Origin of the sequence: Hymenobacter sp. BT559, assembly GCF_016427535.1 — a bacterium.
Lineage (GTDB): Bacteria > Bacteroidota > Bacteroidia > Cytophagales > Hymenobacteraceae > Hymenobacter.
This window is the reverse complement of sequence record NZ_JAELXV010000004.1, coordinates 358,481-374,207: the sequence shown is the minus strand read 5'-3', so window position 1 is coordinate 374,207 and position 15,727 is coordinate 358,481. Positions and strand designations below refer to the sequence as shown.

12 protein-coding genes are annotated in these 15,727 nt (G+C 59.9%); 4 read left to right on the top strand and 8 right to left on the bottom strand.

The window, feature by feature from the left end:
• Positions 1-5: 5 nt before the first annotated feature.
• Entirely contained in the window at positions 6-470 is a 465-nt protein-coding gene (locus JAO77_RS16040; RefSeq protein ID WP_198991382.1) for a BLUF domain-containing protein, read from the bottom strand.
• Between the two features lie 108 nt (positions 471-578).
• Positions 579-1,946 (bottom strand): UDP-N-acetylmuramate--L-alanine ligase, encoded by a 1,368-nt coding sequence (locus JAO77_RS16035; protein WP_198991381.1) that lies wholly within the window; start codon positions 1,944-1,946, stop codon positions 579-581.
• Positions 1,947-2,219: 273 nt separating this feature from the next.
• Between JAO77_RS16035 and dnaB the strand changes: the two genes are divergently transcribed.
• Both dnaB and JAO77_RS16025 read left to right on the top strand, forming a co-directional pair.
• Complete coding sequence (dnaB, locus tag JAO77_RS16030; protein WP_198991380.1) at positions 2,220-3,869, top strand: replicative DNA helicase; 1,650 nt, start codon at positions 2,220-2,222, stop codon at positions 3,867-3,869.
• A gap of 413 nt (positions 3,870-4,282) precedes the next feature.
• On the top strand, positions 4,283-5,065 hold the full coding sequence (locus JAO77_RS16025) for a sulfite exporter TauE/SafE family protein (protein WP_370550228.1): 783 nt from the start codon (positions 4,283-4,285) through the stop codon (positions 5,063-5,065).
• A 138-nt stretch (positions 5,066-5,203) separates the two neighbouring features.
• Here the strand turns inward: JAO77_RS16025 and JAO77_RS16020 are convergent, their stop codons facing one another.
• Both JAO77_RS16020 and JAO77_RS16015 read right to left on the bottom strand, forming a co-directional pair.
• On the bottom strand, positions 5,204-6,451 hold the full coding sequence (locus JAO77_RS16020; protein ID WP_198991379.1) for a PepSY-associated TM helix domain-containing protein: 1,248 nt from the start codon (positions 6,449-6,451) through the stop codon (positions 5,204-5,206).
• A gap of 106 nt (positions 6,452-6,557) precedes the next feature.
• Complete coding sequence (locus JAO77_RS16015; RefSeq protein ID WP_198991378.1) at positions 6,558-9,104, bottom strand: TonB-dependent receptor; 2,547 nt, start codon at positions 9,102-9,104, stop codon at positions 6,558-6,560.
• Between the two features lie 279 nt (positions 9,105-9,383).
• Here JAO77_RS16015 and JAO77_RS16010 point away from each other — a divergent pair, with 279 nt between their 5' ends.
• Complete coding sequence (locus JAO77_RS16010; RefSeq protein ID WP_198991377.1) at positions 9,384-10,097, top strand: dienelactone hydrolase family protein; 714 nt, start codon at positions 9,384-9,386, stop codon at positions 10,095-10,097.
• Positions 10,098-10,119: 22 nt separating this feature from the next.
• Here JAO77_RS16010 and JAO77_RS16005 read toward each other — a convergent pair whose 3' ends face one another.
• On the bottom strand, positions 10,120-11,334 hold the full coding sequence (locus tag JAO77_RS16005; RefSeq protein ID WP_198991376.1) for a tetratricopeptide repeat protein: 1,215 nt from the start codon (positions 11,332-11,334) through the stop codon (positions 10,120-10,122).
• A 118-nt stretch (positions 11,335-11,452) separates the two neighbouring features.
• Between JAO77_RS16005 and JAO77_RS16000 the strand changes: the two genes are divergently transcribed.
• Positions 11,453-12,490 carry an SDR family NAD(P)-dependent oxidoreductase gene (locus JAO77_RS16000; protein ID WP_198991375.1) on the top strand — a complete coding sequence of 346 codons (1,038 nt, stop codon included), beginning with the start codon at positions 11,453-11,455 and terminating at the stop codon, positions 12,488-12,490.
• An 88-nt stretch (positions 12,491-12,578) separates the two neighbouring features.
• Here the strand turns inward: JAO77_RS16000 and JAO77_RS15995 are convergent, their stop codons facing one another.
• The 3 genes from JAO77_RS15995 to JAO77_RS15985 form a co-directional block, all read right to left on the bottom strand.
• Positions 12,579-13,022, bottom strand: coding sequence for a DUF4890 domain-containing protein (locus JAO77_RS15995; RefSeq protein WP_198991374.1), 444 nt, complete (start codon positions 13,020-13,022; stop codon positions 12,579-12,581).
• A gap of 159 nt (positions 13,023-13,181) precedes the next feature.
• Positions 13,182-13,979: a SusE domain-containing protein gene (locus JAO77_RS15990; RefSeq protein ID WP_198991373.1), complete on the bottom strand. Its 798-nt coding sequence runs from the start codon at positions 13,977-13,979 to the stop codon at positions 13,182-13,184.
• Positions 13,980-14,089: 110 nt separating this feature from the next.
• Positions 14,090-15,727: a RagB/SusD family nutrient uptake outer membrane protein gene (locus JAO77_RS15985; RefSeq protein ID WP_198991372.1), complete on the bottom strand. Its 1,638-nt coding sequence runs from the start codon at positions 15,725-15,727 to the stop codon at positions 14,090-14,092.

Here is a 15,727-nt window from a genome sequence, read left to right as displayed (position 1 = left end):
AACGGCTAGGCTTGGTCTAGGCCAGCCGTTGGCGCGGGGGCCTGGGGCGGCGTGGCTCCGCCAAACACAGCTAGGCGCACCAAGTCGATGAGCATGGCGTCGGCAATAGTGAGCGTGCTGGGGGGCGCGGGCACGTGGTGCGGCAGTAAAAATCCTTGCAGGGCCTCAAACGCTTCGGGCTCGAGAGGGTGAAAGGCCATTGACCAGTCGGCGAAGCTGCGCGCCGCAATTGGCTTGTCAATCAGCTTTTGCACGTGCGAATGACGGCCATCGCGCAAGATGCGCCCAAACAAAGGGTCTATGGCTTCGGACTCACCTTCAAAAAGCTGGGCAATATTTCCGTGGCTATAAAAAAGAACGCCCGTAATATGGTGGCGCTTATTGTCGCGGCGGCACTGCGTCAGCAGCTCGTGCAAATCCTCGTCGGTGAGGGGTCGCACGGCGCGGCTGATGTAGGCAATATGTTGCATAGAATGAAGATAAAGAAGCAATTTAGGTAGAATAAGCTGAACAAAGCGGTCGCTTACCCGAAAACCACTCTTTAGGAGGCGAAAAAGCACTGTTGGCAGGCTTTGCTGCTAGCCCTCAGTGACCTCGGCCGCCAGCGCAGCTAGGTCTAGCCCGTCGAAGGTGCCCGAGGTCATCAGCAGTAAGTTGGTATCGGCCCATGCCTGCGCGTGCAGAAAGGCGGCCAGGGCTTGGCTATCCGTGAACACCCGCAGGTCGGGCCGCTGAAAGGCCGCTGCCACGGCCTCGGGGGCCAGCGGGGGCAGGCGCTTGTGCTCCAGCACGTGAGGGTTGAAGTACACCACTGCCACATCGGGCGCGTCGAAGCAGTGCGCGTACTGCGGCAGGAAGTCGGGGTTGAGCGAGCTGAAGGTGTGTAGCTCGAGGCAGGCCACCAGCCGCCGCGCCGGAAACTGCTTTTTCAGGGCCTGGGCCGTGGCGCGCAGCTTGCTGGGCGCGTGGGCAAAGTCCTTGTACACCACCGACGTAGCGCCGGCCTGTACCAATTCGAGCCGCCGTGCCGCACCCTTAAAGCTTGTGATGGCCTGGTAAAAGTCCTTGCCTTTGATGCCCAGCTGCTTGCACACCTCCTTGGCGGCCGAAATATTGCGCAGGTTGTGCTCGCCAAATACCTGAATGGGTACTTCGTCGTCGCGCTTGGTGAGCAAGAATGTCTGGCCGTTTCGAATAACGTGCTCGTGCGGCCCATAGCCCACGTAGGTGACGTCGGGGCTGGTCGGCACAGCCACGAGCTGGGTCTGCTCATCGTCGCGGTCGTAGATGAGCACGCCGGCCTTGGGTGTTTGGCGAGCAAAAATCTCGAACTGCTCGCGGTAGATTTCCTCAGTTGGAAACACGTTGATGTGGTCCCAGCTGATGCCCGAAATCACCCCGATGTGGTGCTGGTACAAGTGAAACTTGGGGCGCCGGTCTACCGGCGACGATAGGTATTCGTCGCCTTCGATGATGATAATCGGCGCGTCGTCGGTCAGTTGCACCATCAGGTCGAAGCCCGCCAGCTGCGCCCCCACAGCGTAGTCAAACTGCCGCCCGTGGTAGCGCAGCACGTGCAGAATGAGCGCCGTGATACTCGTTTTGCCGTGCGAGCCGCCAATGACTACGCGCTGCTTGTCTTTGCTGGCTTCGTAGATGTACTCGGGGAAGGAGTATATTTTGAGCCCTAGCTCCTGGGCGCGCAGCAGCTCGGGGTTGTCGGGCCGGGCGTGCATGCCCACGATAACGGCCGCTAGCCCGGCGTGAATCTTTTCGGGAAACCAGCCTTCGGCCGCGGGTAGCACGCCGGCGGCACCTAGGCGGGTGCGGGCGGGCTCAAAAATCTCATCGTCGGAGCCCGTGACGTGGGCGCCGCGCCGGTGCAGGGCCAGCGCCAAGTTGTGCATAATGCTGCCGCCAACGGCAATCAGGTGAATACTTTCCAAGTTTTGGGTAGCTAGAAGCGAGGCGCGGGCGGCACCGGCAAAAGCCCGGGTAGCCAGCAGATTTGAAGCAGCGAAAGTACGGCCACAGTGGTGGCCCTAGGTCGCTTGGGCCCACTGCTATACTAAAAAGAAACCGATTCATCACACTTTCTTTTCGAACCCTTACTGGTTAGTTTTGTTAGTTCGGGCCCTCACCGGCCCCGCCAGCGCGGCCTACTTGCGTTTGGTGTCTGCGCTGCTATTCTCCTTCTTGCCTCCCGCTTCTCTCCCGCCATGAACGACCGTATGGACGACCGCCTCAAGCAATCTGCGGCCCGCGCCGCCGCCGCCTTCCAGGGCGTGCGCGGCACCCGCGTGCCCGTGCCCACGTCGCCCACCGGCAAGCTGCCCCCGCAGCGCCTCGAAATGGAGGCGGCCGTGCTCGGCGCCCTCATGCTAGAGAAAGACGCCCTCACGACGGTCGTAGATATTCTGAAGCCGGTGAGCTTCTACAAGGAAGGTCACCAGCGCATCTACAAGGCCATCAGCAACTTGTTTGATAAGTCGGAGCCCATCGACCAGCTTACCGTGGTGCAGGAGCTGCGCGAGATGGGCGAGCTCGAAGCCGCCGGCGGCGTGGGCTACGTGGCTGGCCTGACCATGCACATCAACTCGGCGGCCAACATCGAGGCGCACGCCCGCGTGATTCTGGAAGCGGCCATCAAGCGCGAGCTTATTCGCACGGCCACCGACATTCTGCGCGATGCCTACGAGGAAACCACCGACGTATTTGAGTTGCTCGACTCTACCGAGAAAAATATCTTCCAGGTGTCGGAAGACAACATGCGCAAGGGCGTAGACTCGATGCAGGACCTAATGGTGAAAGCCATCAAGGAGCTCGAAGAAAAGAAGCACCAAAAGGACGGCCTCACGGGCGTGCCCACCGGCTTCTCTGCCCTCGACCGCGTCACGAGCGGCTGGCAACCATCTGACCTTGTGATTGTGGCGGCGCGCCCCGGCATGGGTAAAACAGCGTTCGTAGTATCGGCCATGCGCAACGCGGCGGTCGATTTTAAGAAGCCAGTGGCCATTTTCTCGCTCGAAATGTCGTCGCTGCAGCTCGTCAATCGTCTGATTTCAGCCGAGGCGGAGCTTGACTCAGAGAAAATCAAAAAAGGCAACCTAGCCGACTACGAGTGGTCGCAGCTTAACCACAAGATTTCGTCGCTGTCCACGGCCCCCATTTACATCGACGACACGCCGGCGCTCAGCATCCGGGAGCTACGGGCCAAGTGCCGCCGCCTCAAGTCGCAGCACGATATTCAGCTCATTATCATTGACTACTTGCAGCTGATGAGCGGCAACGATGGGGGTAAGGGCGGCAACCGCGAACAGGAAATTGCCAGTATTTCGCGTGCGCTCAAGGGCATTGCTAAAGAGCTGAACGTGCCGGTAATTGCGCTGTCGCAGCTCTCGCGCTCGGTAGAGACGCGGGGCGGTGACAAGAAGCCCCAACTAAGTGACCTGCGTGAATCGGGTTCTATCGAGCAGGACGCCGACATGGTTATCTTCTTGTATCGCCCTGAATACTATAAGATTACCGAAGACGAGATGGGTAACCCTACCCAGGGTATGGGCGAGGTTATCATTGCCAAGCACCGTAACGGCTCGCTCGAAACGGTGCAGCTCAAATTTATCGGCCGCTTTACCAAGTTTGCCGACCTCGATGGCTTCGATGGGGGTGGGGCCGGGGGCTTCGGCGATGCCTCGTACTCGCCCAATGCCCTGCCGGGCAGCAGCTTCGACAGCGAAGGGCCAGGTGGCGGTGACGCCGGCTTTGGCCAGCCCCAGACCATTCGCCTAGGTAGCCGCATGAACGATGCACCGCCCTCACCGGTGCCCTTCCCCAAGAGCAATAGCTTTGGCGAGGAGCCGCCGTTTTAGGGCTATTATTAGCTGGTACATATGATGATAAATCAGTCAACTGAGGAGGAGAGAATAAGTATTTATTCTCCTATAGCGCTCTTTTGGTTTTCGTTGATTTTTGGTCCGCTGGCTGGAGGTATTATGGCCTTTCAGTCCTTAAAAAAGGTTGGGCAAATAAGCTTTGCACGGTACGTTTTGTGGTTGAGTATCGTCTGCTTTGTATCGCTTTGGATTATTAATTCATCCGTGTTGCTAGGGGTGGTACTGGGGGGCGCCTGGGGTACTGGTCTATGGCTTCTGATGCAAAAGCGAGTACCTAATGAAGCCAACTTTGCACGCAGAAGCGTTGTGAAACCGCTTCGTATTTGTCTGTACATCGTGGCCGCATTTATTATTCTGACTTGCTTGCGCATTCAGTTGGCTTCATTATAGTGGTCATATCTACTATTACCCTCATTTTGCTCTGCCTGGCTGCTTTTGGGGCGGGCCTTATTGATGGCATGGTGGGCGGGGGCGGGCTCATCCAGCTGCCCGCGCTGTTGCTGTTGCTGCCCAACGTATCCGTGCCTACCGTCCTAGGTACCGGCAAAGTGGCCAGCCTGGCCGGCACGACGGCAGCGCTAACGCGCTACCTGCGCGGGTCGAATGCCGTGCCCATGCGCTGGCGCACGGTGGGTGTGGCGGCGGTGGTGGCGGGCTGCTTTGCCCTGCTAGGAGCCCGCGCCGTGAGCGGCCTCGACAAAGACTTGGTGCGGCCGCTGGTGCTGGCGCTGCTGGTACTCATGGCAGCTTATACGTTCTGGCGCAAGGACTTTGGTAGCCTGCACGCACCGCGGCTGCACGGCCGCCGCGAGCTGCTGACTGGCGTGGCGCTGGGCGCTGCCCTAGGGTTCTACGACGGGTTTTTTGGGCCGGGCACAGGAAGCCTGTTGCTGTTTGCGTTCGTGGGGCTGTTCGGCTATGATTTTCTGGCCGCTTCGGCCTCGGCCAAGGTGGTAAACGTGGCTACCAACATTGCCGGGCTGGCGTATTTTATCTCGACGGGGCAGGTGCTCTATCATATTGCCCTGCCCATGGCGGCTTGCAATATGCTGGGCTCGGCGCTGGGGGCACGGCTGGCGCTGCGACGCGGCACAAGCTTTGTGCGGGTGCTGTTCTTGGTGGTTGTCAGCGGGTTTATTATCAAATTGGGCTGGGATATGTATCGAGCCTAGGTTCTTGGATAGGGGCACCTAGGGCGACCCATTGCGCTGGCACTGTGGGCAAGCGCGACAAAGCCGCTGCTCCCGTAGCGTTCAGCTTCGGAGCAGCGGCTTTGGCTAACCTAGGAGAGCGTAACGCCTGCGAAGAGGCTAAGCTACAGCTACGCGAGGCACGCTCTTTTTACGTGATTTACGGGTGCGATTGAGCCACATGAGGGTGCCCGTGATGGGGAAAGTAGCCCCCAGCAGTACGACTACAAACGCTAGTACCTTAGTGGGCCAGCCAAAGATGGCGCCGGTATGAATAGGCTTGAACAGCCCCCGGATGCGCTGCCCTACGGGCTTCTCGGCATAGGCCTGCTGGCGCAGCACCTGGCCGGTATACTGGTCGAGGTACACATCATCAGTAGCGCGCTCCATGAGGGCGCCGGGGCGCAGAATGCCCACCTGCACGCTGCCATCGGGCGCCTTGGGTAGCTGCAAAATGTAGCTTTTCGCGTCGGGAGCCTGCTGGCGAGCCAGCGCCAGGGCCGCATCGGCTCCAAAGGCCGCGGGGGCGAGCCCGGCAGGCAGCGTTGAAGTAGGAGGCTCGGGCCGTTGCTGGGGCGAGTGCGTGAGCGTATTAATGCCCTTGCCCACCCAGTCGAAGGCCATGCCCACACCTGTGAGCGCCATGATGAGCAAGAACACCGAGCTGTAGAACCCTAGGGCGGTGTGCCAATCGTAGGTGACGCGTTTCCAACTGGCGTCCCACTTCACGCGCAGGCGCGAGCTGAGGGCGCGGCGCGTGGCCGGCCACCACAATACCAGCCCGGTGCCCAAGATGAAGACGAAGATGCTAGAATTAATGCCCATCACCAGCTTGCCCACGCGGCCCGCTACTAGGCCCCGATGAATTTCTTCGATGAAGTGGAAGAATGACTGCTGCTTGTTGAACTCCCCAAGCACCGCCCCGGTGTAGGGGTTTAGGAAAAGCGTAGGGCCGCGGTCGCCCTTACCAGGACCGCCTTTGGCCGGGCCGCCCGCCGGGCTGCGTTCGCCGCCACGCTGGCCCTGACGCTCGGCTTGGCTAGCCATGCCTGCGCCGCGCGGTTCGCCTTGGGGGCCACCGGGGCGGCCAGCGCCGCCTAGATTCACTTCCACGGTGCGGGTGGGGTCAGCGTATACTTTAAAGCCGTTGATTCTGGCTTTGGGCTTGGCGGCCCGCACGGCAGCAGTGAGCTGGGCCAGGGACAGGCGCGGTGTGGTAGCCGCTTCTACCACGTAGCGCTCGCGGTGGAAGGCGTGCTCTAGCTCTTCTTCAAACACCAGGATGCTACCCGTGAGGCATACCACAACCAGAAACAGCCCCGACACCAGCCCAAGGTACAAGTGAATGCGGCGGAAAAATAGCTTCATAACCAAAAATTGAGTTTAGCAAAGAACCCACCGGCACGCCGGTGGGTCAAGGAGTTGCAGATTAACAAGTGAAAAGTAGCGACAAAACGAGCCTTTTTTCTTCCTGCTAGAGGCGGAAGCTGAGCGTAGCAGCGTAAGTGCGCGGCGCAATGGGGTTCACGCTGTTGTCGTCGTGCACATTGTAGCTCAGCTTGCCGAGCAGGTTGGCAGCTTTGGCGCGCAACGTGAAGCGCTGGTAGGTGTAGGCAATGTTGGCGTCGAAGAGAAAGTAGTTGGGCAAGGCGATGATTTTAAAGGCATCGGTGTAGTTGGGGGCGCCGGTGGTGGGGTTTACCAAGCGCGGGTTGCGACCAGCCAGGCGGTCGCCCACGTAGTAGCCGGTGGCACCCAGCGACAGGCCGTGCAAGAAGCCACCGTCGAAGGCTGAGTTGAAGTTATAAAAGACGCTAGCGTTGGCGGTGTGCGCGGGGTTGTAGCGTAGGCGGCTGCCGTTCTCGTACACGTTGCTGTTAGTGTAGGCCGTGTTGTTGTAGCTGTAGCCCGCCAGCACCGACCACCCTAGGTAGGGCTTGCTTTGCACGTCCACTTCCACCCCCTTGCTGGTAACCTCACCGGCCATTTCCTGGGCGTTGGGGTAGGCGGCGTTGTAGTTGGGATTGGGGGTATTGGTGCCGCTCAGGTATTGCAGCACAGTCTGGGTCTGGTTGCTGTTCACGATGCGGTACAGCGTCACGTTGGCTGACAGCGCGCCCTTAAACAGGTCGTTTTTGACGCCTACCTCGTACTGGTCGATAACCGAGGGCGCCAGCGCGGCCCCCGTCACGTCGATGCCCGAGTTGGGGGTGAAGGAGTTGGAGTAAGACGCGAAAACGGCCGAGTTCTTCACGGGCTGGTACACCACCCCTAGGCGCGGCGAAAAGGCATTGTCATAGCGGCGGTTTTCGACGTAGGTGCCGGCCGTTTTGGCGGTCAGCGTAGCCGGGTTGGTGTAGTAATACACGTCGCTGGGGGTTTCCTGGTAGCTCCAGCGCAGGCCAGCCAGCACTTTCACTTTCTCACCGAGGCTCACTAGGTCCTGGGCGTAGAAGCCGGCGCGGCGGGTGTTGTCCTTCGTCAGCGAGTTATTTACCAGCGCCTCAAAGCCGCTGAGGCGCTGGGTGGGCTGGGTGAGTACCCGGCTCCGGTCCAAGATGTTAATAACATCGTAGGCCGAAATGGCCGTAGTGGCGCTGGTCGGGGAGGCCGGGTTGGTGTACGCCAGCGTGTTGGTATTGTACTGGTCGGCATCGGCCCCCACCAGCAGCGTGTGGCCAATGGCGCCGGTGCGGAACTGCCCGGTCAAGTCAACCTCGGCTAGGAAGTAGTTTTGATATGTTTCGCTGCGCTGCAGCGTGCGGGTCCAGTTGCCGTAGGTGGCGCCGGGGGTGCCCACCACGTTGGTGGGGCGGGCGCCACTCTTCAGCTCGTTTTCGTAGCGCTGGAAGCCGCCGATGGCCCGGATGCTCCAGTTATCGCTGAGGTGGCTGGTGAGAGTAGCCGTGGTGCTGGTTTGCTGGGTCGAGTTGAGCGCGCCGGGCACGTTGAGGAAGCGGCTGCGCGAGTCGATAATCTCGTAGTTGATGGCCCCAATACCAAAGTCGGGCGTGCGGCGGTCGCGCAAAAAGTCGCCTTCCAGCACAAGGTCCGTCTTAGGTGTGAGGCGGAAGAGCAGCGAGGGGTTGACGTAGAAGCGGTTGCCCGTTACTTGGTCGCGGTAGCTGTCGCCGCGCTCGTAGGTGCCATTTAGGCGGAAGGCGACCTTGTCGCTGGTGCCCACCGCGCCGTACACGTCAAAGGTAGGTTTCACGAATCCGAAGCTACCTAGGCGCAGGCCCACCGAGCCACCACGCTCAAAGCGAGGCTTTTTGGTGACGAGGTTGAGCACGCCGCCGGCCGCCACGTTGCCGTACAAGATGGCCGCGCTGCCCTTCAGCACTTCCAGCCTTTCTAAGGAGCTGGCTTCGGGGAAGATGGCGTTGTTGTAGCGCACCCCGTTCTTAAAGGTGTTGTTGCTGGTGTAGGCAAAGCCCCGGCTGGCCAGCTCTTCCTGGGTGCCACCGGTGTTGCCCATCACGTAGAGGCCTGGCGTGTTCACCACCGCATCGCTGACGCGCAGCACCTGCTGCTCTTCCAGCACCTGCTGCCCCACCGTAATGGCCGCCTGGGGCAGGTCGAGCGGGGCTACCGGCATTTTGCCCACGGCAGTGGGGCGCTGGTTAAGGGTTTTATTGCCCAGCACGCTCACCTCGTCGAGCTGGCGGTGGCCTCGCACCAAGGTCAGCGTGGGCACGGTGGTAGCTTGGCCCTCCAGCACTTCTACCGAAACTTCCTGCGCCGCGTACTCTAGGCCTGTCACCGTAATAATCTGCCAGCCTGTAGGAGCCTCCAAGCTAAAGTTGCCGGCCGCATCGGGGGTTGCGCCGTGGGGCGTGCCTTTCACCATCACCGATACGTGGTCGGCAGGTTGGCCATCGGCCAGCACCACGTGGCCCGTGATGGTACCTAAGCGGCCCCGGTGAGCGTGGTGCGGGCGTGGCGTAGCAGGTGTTTGGGCAAAGGCAAAAGTGGGAAGCAAGCTGCCCGAGAGCAGAACCGGAAGTACAAGTTGGCGCATGCGCTTATTTAGAATCGTTCAATACAAACGCAAAGTTGAGCGCTGTTTAGAAATATTCCAAACAAAAAATAGCGTTGCTAACCGATTTCCTTTCGCTTGAAAATGAAGATTTAATGAAGTGTGTATCTGAATTCCTACTAAACCCACTGGCACTAGCTCGCTTAATGGCTAGGCGCCTGCTTCTAAATGCATGTACAGCAGCCACGCGCAAGAGCCTCGCAAAACATCGTGCCCCGGCGTCCTGTTGCTGGCAGCACTCTCGCTCCTCAACTTAGCACAATGAGCACCCCTAACTCTTTGGTACTGGCCGTAGCCGACGGCACCCAGATGCACGCCTACGTAGCGCGCCCCCAAGCCAGCGGTCCGGCGCCCGGCATTCTCTTGTTTCAAGAAGCCTTTGGCGTGAATGGTCATATCCGCAGCGTAGCCGACCGCTTGGCCCAGGCGGGCTACGTGGTCATAGCCCCCGAGCTGTTTCACCGCTCGGCCGCGCCGGGTCTCGAAATTCCTTATGCCGAGTTTGCCACCCAGGCCATGCCGCATTACCAAGCCATCACGCCCGAGGGCTTGAACCAGGACATCAAGGCTGCCTACGACTGGCTGCAAGGCCAGGCCGACGTGCAAAAAGATAAAATCGGCAGCATCGGGTTTTGCCTAGGTGGGCAGGTATCGTTCCGGGCCAATGCCGTGGTGCCCGTGGTGGCGGCCGTGTCGTACTACGGTGGCGGCACTCACACCATCACCAGTTTGGCCCAAGACCTGCACGCGCCGCACCTCTTCTTTTGGGGCGGTCTCGACCAGCACATCAGCAAAGACCACATAGCGCAGGTAGTCGAGGCCGTTGAAGCGGCCGGCAAGCCTTACATCAACACTGTCATCTCCTACGCAGACCACGGCTTCAACTGCGACGAGCGCCCCAGCTACAACGCCGATGCTGACGCCGAGGCCTGGGCGCTCACACTGGCTTTCTTCCAGGAAAAGCTGGGTAAATAGCCCATTGCGCAGCAAGGTGCTGCTACGGTAATAGCCCACCAGTACTGGCACCTTGTGCCAAGTGCTGGTGGGTTTTTGCCATGTAAGTGCTCAGCTCGTGCGTCGTAGCATCAAGCTGCTGTGCCTGTTCAAAGTGCTGAAGTGCCGCTGGATACTCGCCCCGGTCGAGGTAATAAATACCTAGGTTGCGATAGCCATAGGCATTGGTAGGGTCGAGCGCTAAGCCATGCTGAATATCGGCTAAGCCCGCGGCTTCCTGGCCCAACTTGAGCAGGGCCAAGCCTCGATTATTGTAAGCATAGGCTTGGTCGGGCTCGCGCGCAATGACTTGGTTGAAATCGGCGAGTGCCAGCGTGTAGTTGCCCAGCAAGTTGTAAGTATAGCCGCGGTTATTATACGCGTTCAGGTAGGGCTGCGGCTGCTCAATGAGGGCCGTGTAAGCGTCGATAGCGGCCAAGTGCTGACCTAGGCGCGAAAGAATAAGCCCATGCGTAAACCGGTCGTCATCGGTTAGCTCAGCGGTGAATAAATGCTGCCGCCGGCTTAGAAGCAACGCCTTGGGATACTGCTCAGTTTGAAGCAAGGCATGGATAGTACGGCGCAGCAAATCGCAAGTAGGTGTCGTTTTCCTCAGCAGCGCCAAGTAGAGCTTAGCACTTTCGGCATAGTTGCCTGCTGCCAAGCTAGCGGCGGCCTGCTCTGCTTGCCGGGTAAGGGCCGGCAAAAAAAGTGCCTGCCGCAGCAAGAAGCCATCAGAACCAAGTAGTTGCCCGTTAGCTAATGGGATTGTGTTATGGCTGGGAAAGAGGTTTTTAAGGGCACTAACAATAGCAAAGAAGAGAAATAGCAAGAGAAATATACGGTGCATGCCGTTTTCGTAGCGCATGCCCAGGTAGAACCCCAGGCTAGCTACGAGGAGGGGTACCAAGGGGCCCGCCAACACAAACACGCAGTACCGCCAGCGAGAAACGGCCGCCGCTTTATTGGCGTAGCAGCAGCCTCCGCGCCATTGCCAGATTTTGCGTTTTATAAATACATGCAAGCGCCCGAACTGATGGTGATAGCTTGCCTCGGGTTGGTGGTAGGAGCCTAGGTAGACTTGCACTTCGCCGGGCATGAGCAGCAGCGCCGCCAACGCATGCCCCCCTTCGTGCAAAGCAATCAGCAGAAGCCAACTAGCGGCCACTGATAATGGGTAAGCTAGCAGGTAAGACGCAATCAGTACTAATGTCATCATAAGATGCAGGAAAGAGGCGGACCTACTGGCAAAGATGCTGCGCGTGTCAGGTAAAGCCACCCATATTTTGCACGTTGCTTAACGCAACCTTTCCGGGCCAATTTCCATACAGCATAGCATGAAGCCAACTGCACGTACTACCTCCTGGCTCTGGGCCGCCGGATTCGGCCTAGCTGCTCTTGCCACCACCGTTTGGCGCAATCGCCGGGGCTCGTATGAGCTTGAGGGCCGCACCGTACTCATCACGGGCGGCTCGCGCGGGCTGGGACTGGTGCTAGCCCGCCGCGCCGTAGCCGAGGGCGCCCGCGTTGCCATCTGCGCCCGCGATGAGCAGGAACTCGCCCGTGCCCGGCAAGACCTGCTTGACTACGGCGGCACCGAGGCTTCCGTGCTTGCGCTCTCGCGCGACCTTACCGATGCCAATGACGTGCGCACGCTCGTGGAGGAGGTCGAAAACCGCTTAGGTCCCATTGATGTGCTCGTCAATAACGCGGGCATCATCATCGGTGGCCCGCTCGAAAACATGGACACCCGCGATTTTGAGGATGCCATGAATACGCACTTTTGGGCACCCTTCCACGCCATGCAGGCGGTGCTGCCCGGCATGAAACAGCGCGGCGAGGGGCGCATAGTCAATATTTCTTCCCTAGGTGGTAAAGTTGCCATTCCGCACCTCACAGCCTACAGCGCCAGCAAATTTGCGCTGGTAGGGCTGTCTGAAGGCTTTCGGGCCGAGCTGAATCAATATGGTATTTACGTCACCACCGTGTGCCCCGGCCTGCTGCGCACGGGCAGCCCCGGCCATGCCGAAATAAAGGGCCAGCACGAAAAAGAATACGCCTGGTTTAGCATTGCCGATGCGCTGCCGGGCTTCACGATGAGTGCCGAGCAGGCTGCCCGCCGCATATGGAACGCTGCCCGCCGCGGCGATGGCGAGATTATTCTTTCGCTGCCCGCCAAGCTGCTGGCAGGCTTCCACGGCGTGCTGCCGGGCACCACCGTCGATGTCTTGGCCTGGGTCAACCGCGCCCTGCCCGCCACCGGCGAAAGCCCAGCCGCCAACGAGCGCCGCAGCGGCTACGAAAGCGAAACGCCCCTCACGCGTTTCTTCCTCACGACCCTCAACAAGCAGGAAGCGCGCCGCAACAACGAGTAAATTCCCTAGGGTCCTCGCAGCCGCCACAAAAGCAAGAAGCCCGCGCACAGCTGTGCGCGGGCTTCTTGCTTTTGTGGCTTGCCGGTTGCTATTCGCTATCTGGGCGCCCTAGGCCGGGTGGCGGGGTGCTCTGCGCGCCCTGCGAAGTGGGGATGCCCATTTTCTCCTCGCGCTTGCGCTGGTAGCGGGTAAACTGGGCGGGCGTGAGCACTTCCTTTAGCTGTTCGAGGCGAGCTAGACCAATGTCCTCAATGTAGCCGCGCAGCTTGGTGGGGTCTTGGCGAAAGCGCTGCCGGGCCGCCTCGACATTGCGCACCGAGTTGGTATTGACAACGCGGACCTTTTCGACCTGTGCCGGCGTCAGACCCAAGGCTTGCGCCATGTTAGTCGTGAGCGCGTTGGCCCGGTCCTCGACCGAAGTAGGAACCGCCGTCGCCGTAGGCTTTTTAACGGTAGAGGCTACTTGGGCGCTGGCCAGCGATGAGCCAGCTAGCAAGGGCAATAGTAAGAAAACGGAGTGCTTGATAAGCATAGAAGTAGGAGAGGGGCGTAGTTCCGCGCCAGCAATGATAGGTGAAGCAACGTCGGGAATAGCCATTTTGGTGCCGAAAACCGCCGAGCCGTAGCCATAAAAAAAGCCGCTGACCAGCAGCGACTTTTTTATTTTTTAGAAGCGAAGCACTAAGGTGTGCTACTTGATGGTATACGTGCTACCATCCGACACTTTGCCGTCGCTGTTCAGCGAAGCTGGCTTCAGCGTAATGGTGTACGTGCCGGCTTTAGTGATTTTGAGGTTACCGCCATCTTGCTTGAGGGCGCCGCTGCCGCCGCCATCGCCTAGGTTAGCTTTCCAGTCGGCACCGTAGCGAAACTTGTACTCATCGGCCGCAAAGGCGCCTGTGTAGGTGAAAGCATTCTGGGCGCAGTCATACGTCATTACCGCATCGGTGCTCCAGCCTTTGGCCGCCGCGCCGATGATAGACCAGGCTTGGTTAGCTGCCGGCTGCGCGCAGTACACAGTAGCCGTGAGGGGCAGCGTAGCCGAATACATTGGGGCATTAGTGGCATACACCGCCTTCACCCGAATGTCTAGCGGCGTGGCCGTGCCCACGGGCAGGCCGCCGGCCAGCAGCGGGGTGTTGAGGTCGCCCACGGTGAAGGTCTTGCTCGGGCCCGCACCTAGGTCGATAGATGAAATGACGTTAGCGAAATTAGTGCCCTGCTTAGCAGCTTGCAGCGTGTAGGTAGTGGCTGGGCTGTAGGGTTTGTCTACGTTGGCCCAGGCATAGGTGAGCGGCGTAAACGTGAAGGTGGCAGCATTGGCAGCCGCGTTGGCCTGCGTCAGCACCACGTTGGTGGTCGAGGCAGTCAGCGACACCGAGTTGGTGGGCGTGAGGGTGGCCTGCACCTCGTCCTTCTTACAAGCCGTCAGACTGAGGGCAGCAACAGCCACAACACCGGCCGCCGTTTGGGTAATCCAAGTTTTCATGGAACAATAAAATACGGGTGGGTAAATAGCGGGGCACCGCCGCACCTTGTGCTTGAGTGCCGAAACCCTTTAGCGAGCTAAAGAATTCCGGCGCTCAAGCTAAAAGTGTGTTAGTAGCCAGGGTTTTGCTTGCCCTGCAGGTTGGGGTTGGCCACAATGTCCGTGTTCGGAATCGGGAACAGGGCGCGAGTGGCATCTACGTCGCGGCCGCTGTTCACGCCGCCTTTCAGCGCCCAGTTGTAGCCAGTGGTGTAGCGGCCAAAGCGGATGAGGTCGGTACGGCGGTGGCCTTCCCAGTACAGTTCGCGAGCGCGCTCGTCGAGGATGTCATTGAGCGCTACGGCCGATAGGTTAGCCGAGCCCGAGCGGCGACGCACTTCGTTTACCTGGTCGAGGGCCGTGCCGGCGGTGCCGCCCGTGCCGCCGCGCAGTACAGCTTCGGCGTACATCAGCTTCACGTCGGCGAGGCGGAACATCGGGAAGTCGGTATCCGGGAAGTCGCCCGCGGCATCCGAGCCCTTCACGCCCGTTGAGGTCACGTTCTTATACTTCGGCAGCAGGTAGCCATTACGGAATGCCGTGAGCGTATCCACGTTCAGGCGCTGGCCCGAGGTGTAGAGAATGCTGCGGCGCGCGTCAGAAGTGCTGGTCGTGTTGCTGGTGAGTATAGACGTAAACTGCTGGCGCGCCCGGAAGCCACCCCAGCCCGAGTTGATGCCGATGGTGGCGGGCGAAAGCGTGCCGCCCACGGCCGCATGCACTAGGTAGGTCATGCCGCCATAGCCCCGGGTGCGGGTACCGTCGAAGGCAATGGGGAAAATGATTTCGTTGCGGGCTTCGCTCGTGTTGTTGTCAGCCAAGAACAGCTTCTGGTAGGCCGAGTACTGCGCCGAAGGCGTGGTGCACAGCTGGTAGTTGGCGGCGAGCACCTTGTTGGCGTAGGTCACGGCGTCGGTGTAGCGAGCTGTGCCGGTGTACACCTGCGCATTCAGGTACAGCTTGGCGAGCAGCGTCCAGCATACGGCCTGGTCGGCGCGGGCATACACAGCCTTGGGGGCCAATAGGCCGCCATTGCTGGCGTCGGTGCCGTCGAGGGCTTTTAGCTCCGACTCTACGTAGGCAAAAATTTCAGCCCGAGTCTTGTACTGCGGCAGGGTGCCCAGCACGTCGGCTTCGGTGGCAAACGGCCCACCCCCGAAGAGGTCCACCACGTGCCAGTAGCTCATGGCGCGCAGCAAGCGGGCCTCGGAACGGTACTGCTTCACGGTAGTGGCCGTGGCGCCCGTGATGCCGCGGCTGGCCAGGTTGGCATCGGTGGTCTGGCGAATGAACTCGTTGCAGAGGCCGATTTGGTAGTAGATGCGGTCGTAGGTAGCGCGTACAAATTCGTTGTCCGCGTTCCAGGTCATGGTATTAATCGCGGGCAGGTTGCCATCGTTCCAGCCCAGCACGGCCTCGTCGGTAGTGACTTCCTGCAGCTGCCAGTATACCCGGATATAGTTGGAGAAGCCCTCGTCGATGCCCGAAATATCGGGAGCGCCGGACGGACCCGTTTGGCCGCTTATGGCATAGGTAGCGTAGAGGCGGGCCAGCACTTGCTGAATCTGGGCGGGGTCGCTGTACACTACCTCGGCGTTGGCCGAGTAGTCGGGTACCTGGTCAAGGTCCTTGGTGCAAGCCGTGGAGAGGGCCGTTAACCCAGCGGCCAGCGCCAGCATCCCGAGCGTGCGAGTGAATTTAGTTTGCAT